Source organism: Megalodesulfovibrio paquesii (genome assembly GCF_054653055.1).
The window spans coordinates 518145-534162 of record NZ_BAAIGQ010000006.1 but is presented as its reverse complement, the minus strand read 5'-3'; the positions used below and the strand labels follow the sequence as shown (position 1 = coordinate 534162).

The following is a 16018-nucleotide window of genomic DNA, read 5'->3' as shown; positions in this document are numbered from 1 at the left end:
AACCATTCATGATCATTGTCTCCGTCCTCACGCTGTTCACCCTGGGCTTTGTGGCTGCAGGGATTCTGGCCGTGGCCTCGCGGGTGCTGTATGTGGAGGAAGACCCCCGCATCGAGGTGGTGGTGGAAGCCCTGCCCGGCGCCAACTGCGGCGGCTGCGGCTTTGCCGGCTGTGAATCCTATGCGGTGGCGGCCCTGAACGATCCGATGATTCCGCCCAACCTCTGCTGCGCCGGCGGGCCGGACGTGTCCGTGCGCGTGGCCGAGCTGACAGGCAAGGCCATGGGCGATGCCGAACCCAAGGTGGCCTTCCGCCGTTGTATGAAGGACGAAGGCAAGGTGGCCACCCGCTTTGCCTACCAGGGCGCCACCAGCTGCGCCGCGGCCAATCTGGTCCTTGGCGGGCCGGATGCCTGCGCCTTTTCCTGCCTGGGCTTTGGAGATTGCGTGCGCGCCTGCCCCTTTGACGCCATGTGGCTGGAAAACGGCCTGGTGCGCATCTCGCCGGATAAATGCACCAGCTGCGGCACTTGCATCCGCACCTGCCCCAACAACATCCTGGAACTCATCCCCCGCCGCGCCCGGGTCATGGTCTTCTGCTCCACTAAGGACAAAGGCAAGGCCGTCAAGGATGTGTGCGAGGCAGGTTGCGTCAATTGCGGCGCCTGCATCAAGAAATGCCCGGCCAAATGCATCAGCAACGCCGGCGGGCGCATCGCCATCGACCATACGGCCTGCCTGGCCTATGGTCCTGACTGCGACGAGGCATGTGTCAAGGCTTGTCCGCGCAACATCCTGCGTTGCCTGTCCCCCGAAGGCATGGCCCCGGCCCCGCACAAGGAGCCGGCCCGCATTCCCGAAGAATCCCACGTTGCCGATCTGAACGCCTAGCCCGCCGCCAGGGAGCATCTGTCATGAAGCATTCGTCCTCCTCCCGGATCAGCCGTCGCGAAGCCTTGCGCCGCGTTGGTCTTGTGGCCGCCGGTCTGGCGGCAACCGCTGCGGCGCCCACCCTGCGCGTGCTGCCGGCCCTGGCCGCGCCAGCCCTGAAGAAAACCACCGAACTGCGCCTGCAGATGGGCACCCTGGTGGAAATCTCCGTCCTGGCGCCCTCCAAGGCCCAGGGGCAGGATGCCATGGCCCGCGCGTTTCAGGAAATCGACCGGCTCAACGCCGTATTCAACCGCTACAATCACAGCTCGGCCCTTGGCGCCTTCAACGATGTCGGCCGCCTGCAGCATCCGCCCCAGGAACTGCTGACCGTGCTGGAGCACAGCCGGCTCCTGTACCGCAAATCCTCCCACGCCTTCGACATCACCATCGCCCCGGTGGTGGCCCTGCTGGACCGGACCAAGGGCAACCCGGATCAGCAGGAGTTGCGTGAGACCCTGGCCCTGGTGGATGCCACCCGCCTGCGACTGGATGGTGATACCCTGCGCCTGGATGGCCGCGGCATGGCCGTGACCATGGACGGCATCGCCAAGGGCTACATTGCCGACTGCGCGGCTGACGAACTGCGCCGCCTTGGGGTGGAGCATTTCCTGATCAATGCCGGCGGGGACATCCGCCTCCAGGGGTCCGCGGAAGGTGTGCCCGGCGGCCGGCCCTGGCACGTGGCCATCGAGGATCCGGAGAAGCAGCAGCAGTACCCTGCCGCCCTGAATCTGACCTCCGGCGCCGTGGCCACCTCCGGCGGCTACGAGGTGTTTTTCAACGAGGACAAATCCTCCTCCCATCTGGTGGACCCGGCCACCGGCCGCTCCCCGCAACTGGTCCGCAGTGTCAGCGTCACCGCGCCAACCACCATGCAGGCCGACGGCCTGGCCACGGCGCTGAGCATCATGTCTCCGCATCAGGCGCTGGCTCTGACGGGCATGCTCCCGCAGCATGAATGCCTGCTCGTCACTGCCTCAGGCGCGCTGCTCTCCAGTTCCGGCTGGGGCCGCACCGGGGCCTAGCACTGGATAAATACCGCATGGCTGCCGCTCCCGATGGCGATGCGGTGAGGCTTTTGACCCGCCGGGAGGGCGAGACGGAAACGGCTGCGGCCGTTTCTTGACCGTTCCCCTCCCGGCGTGGCATGTTTTCGCAGTGATCCCGTTGCAAGGACGGCCTCTCAGTCACCAACCCTCCGCCCCACCCCACGCCCATGGCAATCATCCTGGTCATCGACGACGACGAGCAGATCTGCGAAACCATGCTGCGCATGGTCGCCAGGGCAGGACACCAGGGCCTTGCCGCGCCAACTCTCGCCAAGGGCCTGGAGTTGCTTAAGACTTCCAATGCGGACATCGTCTTTTTGGACGTCCGCCTGCCAGATGGTGACGGGCTCCAGGCCCTGCCAGCCATTCTGGACACCCCCTCGCAGCCTGAGGTGATTGTCCTGACCGGCGAGGGCACGGCCGACGGTGCCGCCGCCGCCATCCACGGCGGGGTCTGGGACTATCTGCTCAAGCCCATGTCCCTGCAGGATACCCTGCAGCGCCTGGAACGCGCCCTGGCCTACCGCGAAAGCAAACGCGCCAAGGGCATCTCCCCCCTGTGTCTGGACAATGTGGTGGGAGTGAGCTCGGGCTTTCGCGCCTGCCTGGACCAGGTGAGCAAGGCCGCCCGCAGCGAAGCCCCGGTGCTCCTGGTGGGGGAAACCGGGACCGGCAAGGAGCTGATGGCCCGGACCATTCACTGCAACAGCAACCGCCGCGAAAAGCCTTTTATTGTGGTCGATTGCGCGGCGCTTTCCGAGACCTTGCTGGAGAGCCTGCTCTTTGGCCACAAAAAAGGCTCCTTCACCAGCGCACACACGGATTCCCTGGGCCTCATTCGCGCCGCGGACCAGGGCGTGCTTTTTTTGGATGAGATCGGCGAACTCTCCCTCAACGCCCAGAAGACCTTCCTGCGCGTGTTGCAGGAAAAGCGCTTTCGCCCCGTGGGGGAGATCAAGGAATACTCCAGTGATTTCCGCCTGTTGGCCGCCACAAACCGCAACCTTGAAACCATGGTCGAAGAAGGCGCGTTCCGCAGTGACTTGTATTTTCGCCTGAAGACCATGGAGATCCACCTGCCGCCCCTGCGACAGCGCCAGCAGGATATCACCCTGCTGGCCATGTACCGGGTGGGAGCCCTGGCCCAGCGGTACGGCATGGCCCGCAAATCTTTGGACCCCGAATTTCTTGAGCATTTGCGGGTCTATCAATGGCCGGGCAATGTCCGCGAACTCTTCGCCATGATGGAGACGGCCTTTGTGGCCGGCTGGGACAGCGACGTGCTCTATGCCAGCCACCTGCCCAGCGCCCTACGCATTGCCGTGGCCCGGCGCAAGCTGGGGCATGAGCCCGGCGCAGATGCGGCCCCGGCCGTCAGCCCCGGCGCAACGGCGAACCTCGCGCCACTCCCTTCGCCTTCTCCACCCGTTGCCGTGGCGGCAGTGGCGGCCCGGCCCTCCTTCTCCGGCATGGCGGCCTCGGAACTCTCCCTGACACAACGTTCCGGGCCGGCGCTCACCCAGGAGGGCCATCCCGCCCCGCTCACGCTTGACCCCGACACCCCTCTCCCTTCCCTCAAAGCATTCAAGGCCTCCATAGAGCATGTTTACCTGGAAGCCCTGCAGCGCCAGACCGGCGGGGATGTGGAACGCATGACCGAGGTCTCAGGCCTGTCCAAGTCGCATTTGTACGCCCTGCTGAAGAAGCACCAGCTGCCGACACGGTAAGTCACGACCTGCCACGCCGGCCTCCCTGGCCCGACATAGTCCTGCAATCCCCCCGCAGCGTGCAGCGCTGGGCACGCAGCCAGTCCTTTCCGATTCTTCCATGACGATTCTGATTTTTCAGACACCTGAAATCTCACTGCTTTTTCGGCTGATTCTGAAAAATAGGACAGCCCCACGTCTATTCTCAAGCCTCAAGGACGTTTGGATTGTGCCAAAATGAACAATCGCCACTTTTGAGGGGAGCTGCCCTAGGTTAGCACTCCTAACCTACTGGAAACACATCTACCGCTTTCATGGCACGACATATGCTATGGAAATTTGGATAAAACTAGTCAGCACGACAAGGCTTGCGCAGGAGCGCGGTCCGGGATTTCCGATTGGAAGGACTGCCGGACAAAGATCTAGCAAACACAAGAGCATTGGGAGGTAGCATGTCTATCGGTATGTTGGCACTGGTTGCGTTCTTGCCCATTTTGTTGGCGTTGATCCTCATGTCCGGCCTGCGCTGGCCCGCCACCAAAGCCATGCCCCTGGCCTGGCTGGTGACGGCTGCTGCCGGCGTGGCCATCTGGAAAATGGACATCGGGTTCGTCCTTGCCGCCACGCTCTCCGGGTTCGGCGGCGCCTTCAACGTGCTGGTCATCGTCTTTGGCGCCATCCTGATTCTGTACACGCTGCGCGACTCCGGCGGCATGGAGACCATCAACTGCGGCTTCCACGGCCTGTCTCGTGACCGTCGCGTGCAGATGATCATCATCGCCTTCGTGTTCGCGGCCTTCATCGAAGGCGCGGCCGGCTTCGGCACGCCTGCCGCCATTGCCGCCCCGCTGCTGCTCTCCCTGGGCTTCCCGCCGCTGGCCGCAGCCATGGTGTGTCTGATCATGAACTCCGTGCCTGTGACCTTCGGCGCGGTGGGCACGCCCCTCATCGTGGGCATGGCCCCGGTCAAGGAAAAGGTGGTCGAAGCCATTGCCGCCAACCCCGGCATGGCCTTCCAGAACTGGGATCAGTTCCTCAAGCTGCTGGGCCAGTGGTCCTCCATGCTGCATCTGTCCATGGCCTTCATCCTGCCCCTGTTCACCCTGGGCCTGATGACCATGTTCTTTGGCAAAAAGCGCAGCTTTGCCGAAGGCCTGGGCGCCTGGAAATTTTCTCTTTTTGCCTCCGTGTGCTTTGGCGTGCCGTATTTCGCCACGGCCCAGCTCATCGGCGTGGAATTCCCGGCCCTCATCGGCGGCCTCATCGGCCTGGGCCTGGTGGTCACCGGCGCCAAGAAGGGCCTGTTCCTGCCCAAGGAAACCTGGGACTTTGCGCCTCAGGCCGAGTGGGAAAAGGAATGGACCGGTGAAATCAAGGCCGAAGACAAGTGCACCTACACCGCGCACATGAGCCAGGCCCGCGCCTGGACGCCGTACGTGCTCATCGGCCTCATCCTGGTGCTCACCCGCATTGGCAGCCTGGGCCTCAAGGGCATGCTGACCTCCCCCGCCGTGACCATCGCCATCAAGGACATCATGGGCTACAAGGGCGTGAACTGGGTGTGCTCCATCCTGTACCTGCCCGGCACCATTCCCTTTGTGCTGGTGGCCATCATGACCATCTTTATCCACAAGATGCCCATGGAAAAGGTCAAGCTGGCCTGGAGCGACTCCTTCAAGCGCATGAAGAACCCCACCATCGCCCTGTTCTTTGCCGTGGCCCTGGTGGAAATCTTCAAGCAGTCCAAGGTGAACCCCGGCGGCTACCCCTCCATGCCCCTGGCCATGGCCGAATACGTGGCCGGTCTGGCTGGTCAGGCCTGGCCCATGTTCGCCAGCTTCGTTGGCGCGCTGGGTGCCTTCATCACCGGCTCCAACACCGTGTCTGACCTGCTCTTCTCCGAGTTCCAGTACGGTGTGGCCACCCAGCTGAACCTGCCCCGCCAGATCATCCTCTCCCTGCAGGCTGTGGGCGGCGCCATGGGCAACATGGTGTGCATCCACAACATCGTGGCCGCCTGCGCCACCGTGGGTCTGGTAGGCATGGAAGGCCTGCTCATCCGCCGCAACGCCATTCCCCTGACCCTGTACGGGCTGGTGGTGGGCGTCATCGGCACGTTGCTGTGCTTCACCTTCGTGCCGGGCATCTTCTAACCAACAGTTCGATTCGCAACCGGGCGGGAGCAGGCTGCTCCCGCCCTCTTCAACTCTGGAGCATTCCGCATGTCTGCAAAGGCTCTCGTCAAGGAATTCGAAGCCATCGTCGGCAAGGACAACGTGTTGACCAGCGAGGCCGACCTCGCCAGCTACTCCTACGACGCCGCCGTGCTGCCCAACAGCATGCCCGGTCTGGTGGTGCGCCCTGCCACTTCCGAACAGCTCGGCAAAACCGTCAAGCTCTGCAATGACAACGGCATCCCCATGACCGTGCGGGGCTCCGGCACCAATCTTTCCGGGGGCACCATCCCCAGCACCGGCGGCATCGTGGTGCTGACCACCGCCCTCAACCGCATCCTCGAAATCAACGAGGAAGACCTCTACGCCGTGGTGGAACCCGGCGTCATCACCGCCAAATTCGCTGCCGAAGTGGCCAAGCGCGGCCTCTTCTACCCGCCCGATCCGGGCTCCCAGACTGTCTCCACCCTGGGGGGCAACGTGGCGGAAAACGCCGGCGGCCTGCGCGGCCTCAAGTACGGCGTCACCAAGGATTACGTCATGGGCATGACTTTCTATGACGTGAACGGCGAGCTGGTGAAGAGCGGCGGCAAGACCGTCAAGTGCGTCACCGGGTACAACTTCACCGGCCTGATGGTCGGCGCGGAAGGCACCCTGGGCGTGTACGACACCATCACCCTCAAGCTCGTGCCCCCGCCCACGGCTGCCAAGTCCATGATGGCCGTGTACGACACTGTGATGGACGCCTGCCGCACCGTGGCTGCCATCATCGCCGCCAAGATCGTGCCTGCCACCCTGGAGCTGATGGATAACTTCACCATCCGCACCGTGGAGAACTTCCGCAATGCCGGCCTGCCCACGGAAGCCGGGGCCCTGCTGCTCATCGAAGTGGACGGCCACCCCGGCATGGTGGAAGAAGACGCCGCCAAGGTGGAAGAAATCTGCAAGAAGAACAAGGCCACTTCCGTGCGCGTGGCCAAGGACGCCGCCGAGCGCAACGCCGTCTGGCAGGCCCGCCGCGACGCCCTGCCCGCCCTGGCCAAGGTCAAGCCCACCACCGTGCTGGAAGACGCCACGGTGCCGCGCTCCAAGATCCCGGCCATGATGTCCGCCCTGGAAGACATTGCCAAGAAATACAACCTGACCATCGGCACCTTTGGTCACGCTGGCGACGGCAACCTCCACCCCACCATCCTCACCGACAAGCGCAACACCGAGGAATGGCACCGTGTGGAAGCCGCCATCGACGAGATCTTCGACCATGCCCTGGCTCTGGGCGGCACGCTCTCCGGCGAGCACGGCATTGGCATGGCCAAGGCCAAGTACATGAAGCAGGAATGCGGCATTGCGGCCATCGAATACTCCAAGCGCATGAAGAGCGTGCTTGATCCCAAGGGTATCCTCAATCCTGGCAAGCTGATCGTGGGCTAAGGAGGCGCAGCACCATGGCCGATCCGAAAAAACTTGTCGAAATGCTCAAGTCGCTGGAAGACCAGCTCGTCACCTGCATGCGCTGCGGCATGTGCCAGGCCCAGTGCCCGGTATTTGCCCAGACCGGCCGCGAAGGCGACGTCACCCGCGGCAAGATCGCCCTGCTGGCCGGCCTGGCCGAGGAGATGATCAAGGACCCCGACGGCGTCAACAAGAAGCTCAATCGCTGCCTCTTGTGCGGCACCTGCGAGGCGAACTGCCCCAGCGGCGTCAAGGTCACGGACATCTTCCTGAAGGCACGCGCCGTCATGGCCGCCTACAACGGCATGAGCCCGGCGCAGCGGCTGATCTTCCAGAAGCTGCTGACCAATCCCGGTCTGTTCAACACCATTCTGGACCTCGGCGCCAAGTTCCAGGGCATCTTCACCAAGCCCGTGGACGACATGCTGGGCACCTCCTGCGCCCGGTTCAACGCCCCCATCATTGGCGACCGGCACTTCCGCACCCTGGCCGCCAAGGCCCTGCACTCGGAGGTTCCCAGCCTGGACACCCCGGCCGGTGCGGCCGGCATCCGGGTGGCCTTCTACCCCGGCTGCGTGGTGGACAAAATCTACCCCAGCGTGGGCCATGCCGTGATCAAGGTGCTCAAGCACCACGGCGTGGGCATCTTCATGCCCAAAGGCCAGGCATGCTGCGGCATTCCGGCCATTTCCAACGGCGACGTGGCCTCCTTCCAGGAGATGGTCAGGACCAACATTGAACTCTTCCGCAAGGGCGATTTCGATTACCTGATCACCCCCTGCGCCACCTGCACCTCCACCATCAAAAAGATCTGGCCTGCCTACTACGAAGACAAGTCCGACCAGATCGCGCTGAGCAGAATTGTGGACAAGGTCAAGGACGTGAGCGCCTTCCTGGTGGATGTGCTCGGGGTCTCCCCCACGGACATTCCGGGAAATCAGACGGTGACCTACCACGATCCCTGCCACCTGCGGAACTCCCTGGGCGTGACCGCGCAGCCCCGTACGCTGCTCAAGGCCACCCCGGGCGTGAAGTTTGTGGAAATGACCGACGCCGCCACCTGCTGCGGCAGCGGGGGGAGCTTCAACCTGAAGTTCTATGAACTCTCCCAGGAAATTGGCCGCAAAAAAGCACAGCACATCATCGACTCCAAGGCGGACACCGTGGCCACGAGCTGCCCGGCCTGCATGATGCAGATCACGGACATGCTCTCCAAGGCCGGGGCCTCCCGTAAAGTTCGTCACGTGGTGGAGCTGTACGCCGACGCGCTGTAGATGATAGAGTCACGCTGAAGCGCACGCAGAAAACAGGGCGCGCGCGGGGGTGAATAGGTGAAAAAATCCGGAATTTCGTCCGCAAGATCGATTGATTCATCAATCTAAACCTGCTACGAATGCTCGGATTTCCCCCCGCGCCGCCCTCTCTAGGGGCCGAAGGTGAAGGCGGATGCGCAACTTACTGTCTTACAAGGAGAACCGAAGGAGCGCTCATGGTCAAAAATCTTTACATCATCGGCACTGAACCGCGCACAGGCAAATCGGCCATCGCCCTTGGCCTCACGCAAATGCTTCTGCGCGACGTGCAGCGGGTGGCCTTCTTCCGGCCCATCATCAGCGGCGGGCAGGCGAACAAGAAAGACCACGACATCAACCTGATCCTGTCCCAGTTCTACCTCAACCAGCGCTACGAAGACACTTATGCCTTCACCCTGGCCGAGGCGCGCGACATCATCAACCGCGGCGAACACGCCTTGTTGGTGGAAACCATCCTCAACAAGTACAAGAGCCTGGAGCAGCGCTTCGACTTTGTGCTCTGCGAAGGCACGGACTTCCTCGGTTCCGACCCCGCCTTCGAGGTGGACATCAACGCGGAAATCGCAGCCAACCTCGGCGCCCCCGTCCTGCTGGTGACCAACGCCCAGGGCAAGTCCCCCGACGAGGTCGTGTCCTCCACCCAGCTGGCCATCGACGGGTTTGAGGAAAAAGGCCTGGACATCCTGGCCACCATCATCAACCGCGCCGAAGTCAAGGACAAGGACTACGTCCTCTCCCAGCTTTCCTGCAAGTTCCGCAGCACCACGGAATGCCTGCATTACGTCATTCCTGAAGAGCCCTCCCTGGGCAAGCCCACCATCAATGACGTGGCCAAATGGCTGGATGCCGAAGTGCTCTACGGCAAGGGCCTGCTCGACGCCCAGATTGACGATTATCTGGTGGCCGCCATGCAGGTGGGCAACTTCCTTGATTACATTTCCAAAAACTGCCTGGTGATCACCCCCGGCGACCGTTCGGACATCATTCTCTCCTGCTACGCCTCCCGCCAGTCCACGGAATATCCGGACATGGCCGGCATTGTGCTCACTGGCGGCATCGAGCCCCAGCGCAACATCCAGAAGATCATCGAAGGCTGGTCCGGCAACCCCATGCCCGTGCTCCTGACCAAGGGCCACACCTTCAAGACCGCCCGCGTGCTCATGGATTTGTACGGCCGCATCGACGCCGAAGACCAGAAGAAGATTGCCACCGCCCTGGGCACCTTCGAAACCCATGTGGACGTCAACGAGCTGCGCACCCGGCTGGAAGCCAAAAAGTCCACCCGCGTCACGCCCAAGATGTTCGAATACAGCCTCATTGAGAAGGCCAAGAGCGACCGCAAGCACATCGTGCTCCCCGAAGGCAGCTCCGGCCGCATCCTCAAGGCGGCAGATATCCTGCTGCGCCGCGGTGTGGTGGACCTGACCATCCTGGGCGACCCCGACCAGATCCGCTCCGACATCTCCCAGATGGGCCTGGATCTTTCGGCCGCCCAGATCATCTGCCCCTCCAAGTCCGAGCAGTTCGATGCATACGTCAATACCTTCTTCGAAATGCGCAAGGCCAAGGGCATGACGCCTGAAGTCGCCCGCGACACCATGGCCGACCCGACCTACTTCGGCACCATGATGGTCAAGCTGGGGCACGCCCATGGCATGGTTTCCGGCTCCATCACCACCACGGCCCAGACCATCCGGCCGGCCTTCCAGATCATCAAGACCAAGCCCGGCTCCTCCATCGTCTCCTCGGTCTTCCTGATGTGCCTGTCCGACCGCGTGCTCGTCTTTGGCGACTGTGCTGTCATCCCCAACCCCAACGCCAAGGAACTGGCCGACATCGCCATCCAGAGCTCCGAGACGGCCCGCATCTTCGGCGTGGAGCCCCGCGTGGCCATGCTCTCCTACTCCACGGGCGAATCCGGCTCCGGCGAGGATGTGGACAAGGTCCGCGAAGCCACCAAGCTGGTGCGCGAACTCCAGCCCGAGCTGCTGGTGGAAGGCCCCCTGCAGTACGACGCCGCCATCGACCCCACCGTGGCTGCCACCAAGATGCCCGGCAGCGCCGTGGCCGGCAAGGCCACGGTCTTCATCTTCCCGGATCTGAACACCGGCAACAACACCTACAAAGCCGTGCAGCGCGCCGCCGGCGCCGTGGCCATCGGTCCGGTTCTCCAGGGCCTGAACGCGCCCGTCAACGACCTCTCCCGCGGCTGCACCGTGGAAGATATTGTGAACACGGTGGCCATCACCGCCATTCAAGCTCAGGCCGCTCAGGCCCAGGGGAAGTAGTTCCATGAAGATTCTTGTCATCAACTCCGGCAGCTCTTCCATCAAGTACCAGCTGTTCGACATGGCCGCCGGCAACCGCGTGCTCTGCTCCGGTCTGGTGGAGCGTATTCACGAGCCCATGGGCCTCATCAAGCACAAGAAATTCCCCGACACCGCCGAGGAAGCCGTGTTTACCGATGAGCTGCCCATCCCGGACCACAAGATCGGCATGCAGCTGGTGGTGGATCGCATCACCAAGGGCGAGGCCGCCGTGGTGGCCAGCCCGGATGAAATCGATGGCGCCGGCCACCGCATCGTGCACGGCGGCGTCTACTTCACCGAACCCGTGCTGGTGGACGACAGCGTGGTGGAAAAGCTCACCGCCACCATCCCGCTGGCTCCCCTGCACAATCCCGGGCACCTGGCCGGCATCGCCACCTCCCGGGAACTGCTGCCCAAAGCCAAGCAGGTCACGGTGTTTGACACGGCCTTCCATCAGACCATGGCTCCCGAAGCCTATCTGTATGCCCTGCCTTATGAATATTATGAGGAACTGCAGGTCCGCCGCTATGGCTTCCACGGCACCTCGCATCAGTATGTCTTCAACAAGTCTGCGGAATTCATCGGCCGCAAGCCCGAGGAAACCAGCGGCATCACCATGCACCTGGGCAATGGCTGCTCCATGGACGCCGTCAAGCGCGGCAAGTGCATCGACACCTCCATGGGCCTGACGCCCCTGGCCGGTCTGGTCATGGGTACCCGCTGTGGGGATGTGGATCTGGCTGTCTACCCGTATCTGGCAGAACGCAAGGGCCTGACGGTCAAGGAAATTGACACGGTCCTGAACAAGCAGAGCGGCCTCAAGGGCATCTGCGGCGTGAACGACATGCGCGACGTGCATGCCCGCCGCGAAGCCGGGGACGCCAAAGCCCAGCTGGCGTTCATCATGTTCTGTCGCAAGGTGAAGCATTACATTGGCGCCTACCTGGCCCTGCTGGGCGAATGCCACACCCTGAGCTTTACCGCCGGCATTGGCGAAAACGACGTCGATGTGCGCCAGGAAGTCTGCCAGGGCCTGGAACACCTGGGCATCAAGATTGATGCGGAAAAAAACGCCACGGCCAAGCGCGGCCAACCGGTGGACATCAGCGCCGACGATTCCGCCGTCCGCATCCTGATCATGCCCACCAACGAAGAACTTGCCATCGCGCAGCAAACGCTTGCGCTCTTGAAAACCATCTAAGGAGATACTCATGACCAAACAGGAGATGGTCGACCTGTTCCGGCAGAAAGCCGAGCTGGTGTCCGCCAAGGTGATTCCCGTCACCTCCATGAAGGACGCATACGCCTATGCCATCGACATGTGCACGAACAAGGAAGCCTGCCAGCTGCTGATCAGCGGCTGTGGGGAGGCCATCTCCGAGACGGCCGGGGCGCTGTGCGAAGCCAAGCCGGCGCCCCGGATCATCGCCGCGCCGCAGCTCAAGGACAAGGAGCTGAGATCATTCAGCAAACTGGCCGAAGAACGCGGCATCCAGGTCATCGCGGAAGGCATGCGCACGCACCTGGCCGGCATCGACATGGCCTTTACCTCCTGCGAGTTCGGTATCGCGGAAACCGGGACCATTGTCATCGACTCCGCGAGCGAGGAACTGCGTCTGGCCACCATGATCGGCGAAATCCACATCGCCGTGCTCAAGGTGAGCGACATCGTCAAGGCCAGCTACGACATCGAATCCAAGCTGGACAAGCGCATGAAGAAGGCCCCCTCGTACATGGCCTTCATCACCGGCCCGTCCCGCACCGCGGACATTGAACGCGTGCTGGCCATTGGCGTTCATGGCCCGCTGGAACTGCACATCCTGCTCCTGGAGGACTAGACCATGCAAACCGCCCACACGCTTTCTCAGTACAAAGCTGAACTCCGGGAGTCGCTGGATAACGAGTTTTTGCGCAAAACCCTGGATAACTTTGCCGTGGCCTACCGCACCGGCCGCGACAATGCCTTCAAGGACATGGACCTGGCCGGGCTGATTGCCGAAATCGCCGACGCCAAGGATGCTTCCGTGGCCCGCCTGGATGAACTCTACGAAGAGTTCAAGCAAAACGCCGAGGCCATCGGTATTCAGGTGCACCTTGCCAAGACTGCCCTGGAAGCCAACGAGATCATCGCCCGCATTGCCGAAGAAAACGGCTGCAAGTCCATCGTCAAGTCCAAGTCCATGACGGCGGAAGAAACCCTGCTCAACCATCACCTGGAAGACAAGGGCCTCGAAGTCACGGAAACCGACCTGGGCGAATGGATCATCCAGCTGCGCCATGAAGGGCCCTCCCACATGGTCATGCCGGCCATCCACCTGTCCCGCTATCAGGTGGCGGATCTCTTTACCCAGGTGACCAAAAAGGACCAGGATTCCGACATCCAGAAGCTGGTCAAGGTCGCCCGCCGCGAACTGCGCGTGAAATATGCCACCGCGGACATGGGCATCTCCGGCGGCAACTTCGCCATTGCCGACAGCGCCACCATCGGTCTGGTGACCAACGAAGGCAACGCCCGCCTGGTGACCACCCTGCCCCGCGTGCACGTCGCCCTCGTGGGTCTGGACAAGCTCACCCCCACCCTGCACGACGCCCTGCGCGTGCTGCGCGCCCTGCCCAGAAACGCCACCGGCCAGCAGCTGACCTCCTACGTTACCTGGGTGACCGGCACCAACGAGTGCGGCGCCGCCCCGGACAACAAGAAGAGCATGCACGTGGTCTTCCTGGACAACGGCCGCCGCGCCCTGGCCAAGGATCCCGAATTCAAGCAGGTCCTGCGCTGCGTGCGCTGCGGCGCCTGCGCCAACGTCTGCCCCGTGTACCGCATGGTCGGCGGCCACAAGTACGGCCACATCTACATCGGCGCCATCGGCCTCATCCTGACCTACTTCTATCATGGCCGGGAAAAAGCGAAGAACCTGGTGCAGAACTGCATCAACTGCCAGAGCTGCAAGGCCATCTGCCCTGCCGGCATTGATCTGCCCCGGCTCATCAAGGAAATCCACGCCCGCATCCTCAGCGAGGAAGGCCATCCCATCGAGGGCAAGCTCCTGAGCCTGATGATGAAGAACCGCAAGCTGTTCCACGGTCTCCTGCGCGCCGCAAGCTGGGGCCAGAAGCCCTTTGTGGGCAAGGGACAGACCAACGGCCGCTTCATCCGCCACCTGCCCATGATCTTTGCCAAGGACCAGGACTTCCGGGCCCTGCCTGCCGTGGCCGAGACGCCCTTCCGCGACCTTTGGGAAAAAGGGCTCAAGCAGGAGGTCAACCCCAAGGCCGGCCAGCACGCCAGCATGAAGGTGGCTCTCTTTGCCGGTTGCGCGCACGACTTCCTGTTCCCCGAACAGCTGGTGGCCGCCGCCAAGGCCATGGCCGGCAAGCAGGCCCAGATCGACTTCCCCATGGACCAGAGCTGCTGCGGCCTGCCCCTGCAGATGATGGGCGAGGTTGACGCCGCGCGCGATGTGGCGCTGCAAAACATGCTGGCCATGGACCCCGCGGAGTACGACTACATCGTCACCTCCTGCGCCTCCTGCGCCTCGCACCTCAAGCACAGTTATCCGAAACTGCTTGAGAACAAGCCCGAGATGGCCTTCAAGGCCGCGCAGTTTGCCGACAAGGTCATCGACTTCTCCTCCTTTGTGCACGACGTGCTCAAGGTGCAGCCCAAGACCACCGGCGGCAAGAAGGTGACCTACCACGCCCCCTGCCACCTCTGCCGTGGTATGGACGTCCGCGAGGCCCCGCGGGCGCTCATCGCCGCCAGTGGCAACGAATATGTCCCTTGCGCCGAGGAAGAGGTCTGCTGCGGCTTTGGCGGCAGCTACAGCGTGAAGTTCGCCGAGATCTCCAGCAACCTCCTCCAAAAAAAGCTGGACAACATTGTTGCTTCCGGCGCATCAATTGTTGTCACTGATTGTCCCGGTTGTGTCATGCAGATTCGGGGCGGCATGGAAAAGCGCCAAGGGCCAAAGGTCGAGGTCAAGCACATCGCCGAATTGCTGGGATAATCCTCGACAGCCAATCAAGAAACAGGAGATCGGGCCATGGATTTGAACACCCTCAGGGAAACAGCGCGGGCAAAGCTCAAGGGGTATTGCCGCGTATGTTCCATCTGCAATGGCATCGCCTGCCGGGGCGAGGTTCCCGGCATGGGCGGCGTCGGTTCCGGCAGTTCGTTCAAAGCCAATGTCGAGGCCCTATCCCAACACCTGCTGAACATGCGGACCATTCATGAGGTGCGCGACCCAAGGACCAACCTTGTGCTCTTTGGGAACGAGCTGGATATGCCCGTGCTCGCCGCGCCCATGACTGGCTCCACCTACAATCTGGGGGGGGCGGTTACCGAAGAGGAACTCGCCTCCTCCCTGCTGACCGGCAGCACCAAGTCCGGCGTCATGGGCATGATTGGCGACGGCGCCGACCCCACCATGTACGCCTCCGGCCTGGCCGCCATCAAGGAAGTGAAAGGCCGCGGCATTGCCATCATCAAGCCGCGCGGGCAAAAGGAAATCATTGCCCGCATTCAGGAAGCCGAAGCCGCCGGCGCCTGCGCCGTGGGCATGGACATTGACGGCGCCGGGCTCATCACCATGGCCCTCAAGGGCCAGCCCGTGGGCCCCAAGAGCCTGCGGGAGCTGCGGGAAGTGATCCAGGCCACCAGCCTGCCCTTCATCATCAAAGGCATCATGACCCCGGTGGAAGCGGAAATGGCCGTGGAGGCCGGGGCTGCCGCCATCGTCGTCTCCAACCACGGCGGCCGCGTGCTGGACTCCACCCCTGGCGTGGCCGAGGTGCTGCCCTGGATTGCCGAAAAGGTCCGCAACCACACCGTGGTCATGGCCGACGGTGGCGTGCGCAATGGGGCCGACGTGCTCAAGCTCCTGGCCCTGGGCGCGCAGGCCGTGCTCGTGGGCCGGCCCCTGGCCATCGGGGCCGTGGGCGGCGGCGCGGAAGGCGTGTCCCTGCTGCTGAACAACATGCGCACCGAGCTTATCCAGTCCATGCTGCTCACGGCCACGGCCGATGTGCGCCACGTGGACCGCAAGATCCTCTTCCTGCGGCAGGCCTCCTCCCTGGCCTAGCC

The 16018-nt window shown here is 62.9% G+C and carries 11 protein-coding genes; all 11 read left to right on the top strand.

All coding sequences use genetic code 11. The annotated features are described in order from the left end of the window. Positions 1-8 precede the first annotated feature (8 nt). The 11 genes from rnfB (at position 9) to ACYQ00_RS15220 (ending at position 16016) form a co-directional block, all read left to right on the top strand. On the top strand, positions 9-890 hold the full coding sequence (gene rnfB, locus ACYQ00_RS15270; protein WP_460032960.1) for an RnfABCDGE type electron transport complex subunit B: 882 nt from the start codon (positions 9-11) through the stop codon (positions 888-890). A gap of 23 nt (positions 891-913) precedes the next feature. Then, on the top strand, positions 914-1957 hold the full coding sequence (locus tag ACYQ00_RS15265) for an FAD:protein FMN transferase (protein ID WP_460032959.1): 1044 nt from the start codon (positions 914-916) through the stop codon (positions 1955-1957). A 191-nt stretch (positions 1958-2148) separates the two neighbouring features. Beyond that, complete coding sequence (locus ACYQ00_RS15260) at positions 2149-3708, top strand: sigma-54-dependent transcriptional regulator (RefSeq protein WP_460032958.1); 1560 nt, start codon at positions 2149-2151, stop codon at positions 3706-3708. 431 nt (positions 3709-4139) lie between these two features. Continuing rightward, the gene (locus ACYQ00_RS15255) at positions 4140-5840 is read left to right on the top strand and encodes an L-lactate permease (RefSeq protein ID WP_460032957.1); all 1701 of its coding nucleotides are present in this window, start codon (positions 4140-4142) and stop codon (positions 5838-5840) included. Between the two features lie 69 nt (positions 5841-5909). Further along, positions 5910-7292 carry an FAD-binding oxidoreductase gene (locus ACYQ00_RS15250; RefSeq protein ID WP_460032956.1) on the top strand — a complete coding sequence of 461 codons (1383 nt, stop codon included), beginning with the start codon at positions 5910-5912 and terminating at the stop codon, positions 7290-7292. Positions 7293-7306: 14 nt separating this feature from the next. Then, positions 7307-8587 (top strand): (Fe-S)-binding protein, encoded by a 1281-nt coding sequence (locus tag ACYQ00_RS15245; RefSeq protein WP_460032955.1) that lies wholly within the window; start codon positions 7307-7309, stop codon positions 8585-8587. Between the two features lie 215 nt (positions 8588-8802). Continuing rightward, entirely contained in the window at positions 8803-10914 is a 2112-nt protein-coding gene (gene pta, locus ACYQ00_RS15240) for a phosphate acetyltransferase (RefSeq protein WP_460032954.1), read from the top strand. A 4-nt stretch (positions 10915-10918) separates the two neighbouring features. Next, entirely contained in the window at positions 10919-12136 is a 1218-nt protein-coding gene (locus tag ACYQ00_RS15235; RefSeq protein WP_460032953.1) for an acetate kinase, read from the top strand. A gap of 10 nt (positions 12137-12146) precedes the next feature. Further along, positions 12147-12773 (top strand): LutC/YkgG family protein, encoded by a 627-nt coding sequence (locus ACYQ00_RS15230; RefSeq protein WP_460032952.1) that lies wholly within the window; start codon positions 12147-12149, stop codon positions 12771-12773. Between the two features lie 3 nt (positions 12774-12776). Then, positions 12777-14942: an L-lactate dehydrogenase (quinone) large subunit LdhH gene (gene ldhH / locus ACYQ00_RS15225; RefSeq protein ID WP_460032951.1), complete on the top strand. Its 2166-nt coding sequence runs from the start codon at positions 12777-12779 to the stop codon at positions 14940-14942. Positions 14943-14978: 36 nt separating this feature from the next. Then, on the top strand, positions 14979-16016 hold the full coding sequence (locus tag ACYQ00_RS15220; protein WP_460032950.1) for an alpha-hydroxy-acid oxidizing protein: 1038 nt from the start codon (positions 14979-14981) through the stop codon (positions 16014-16016). Positions 16017-16018 lie beyond the last annotated feature (2 nt).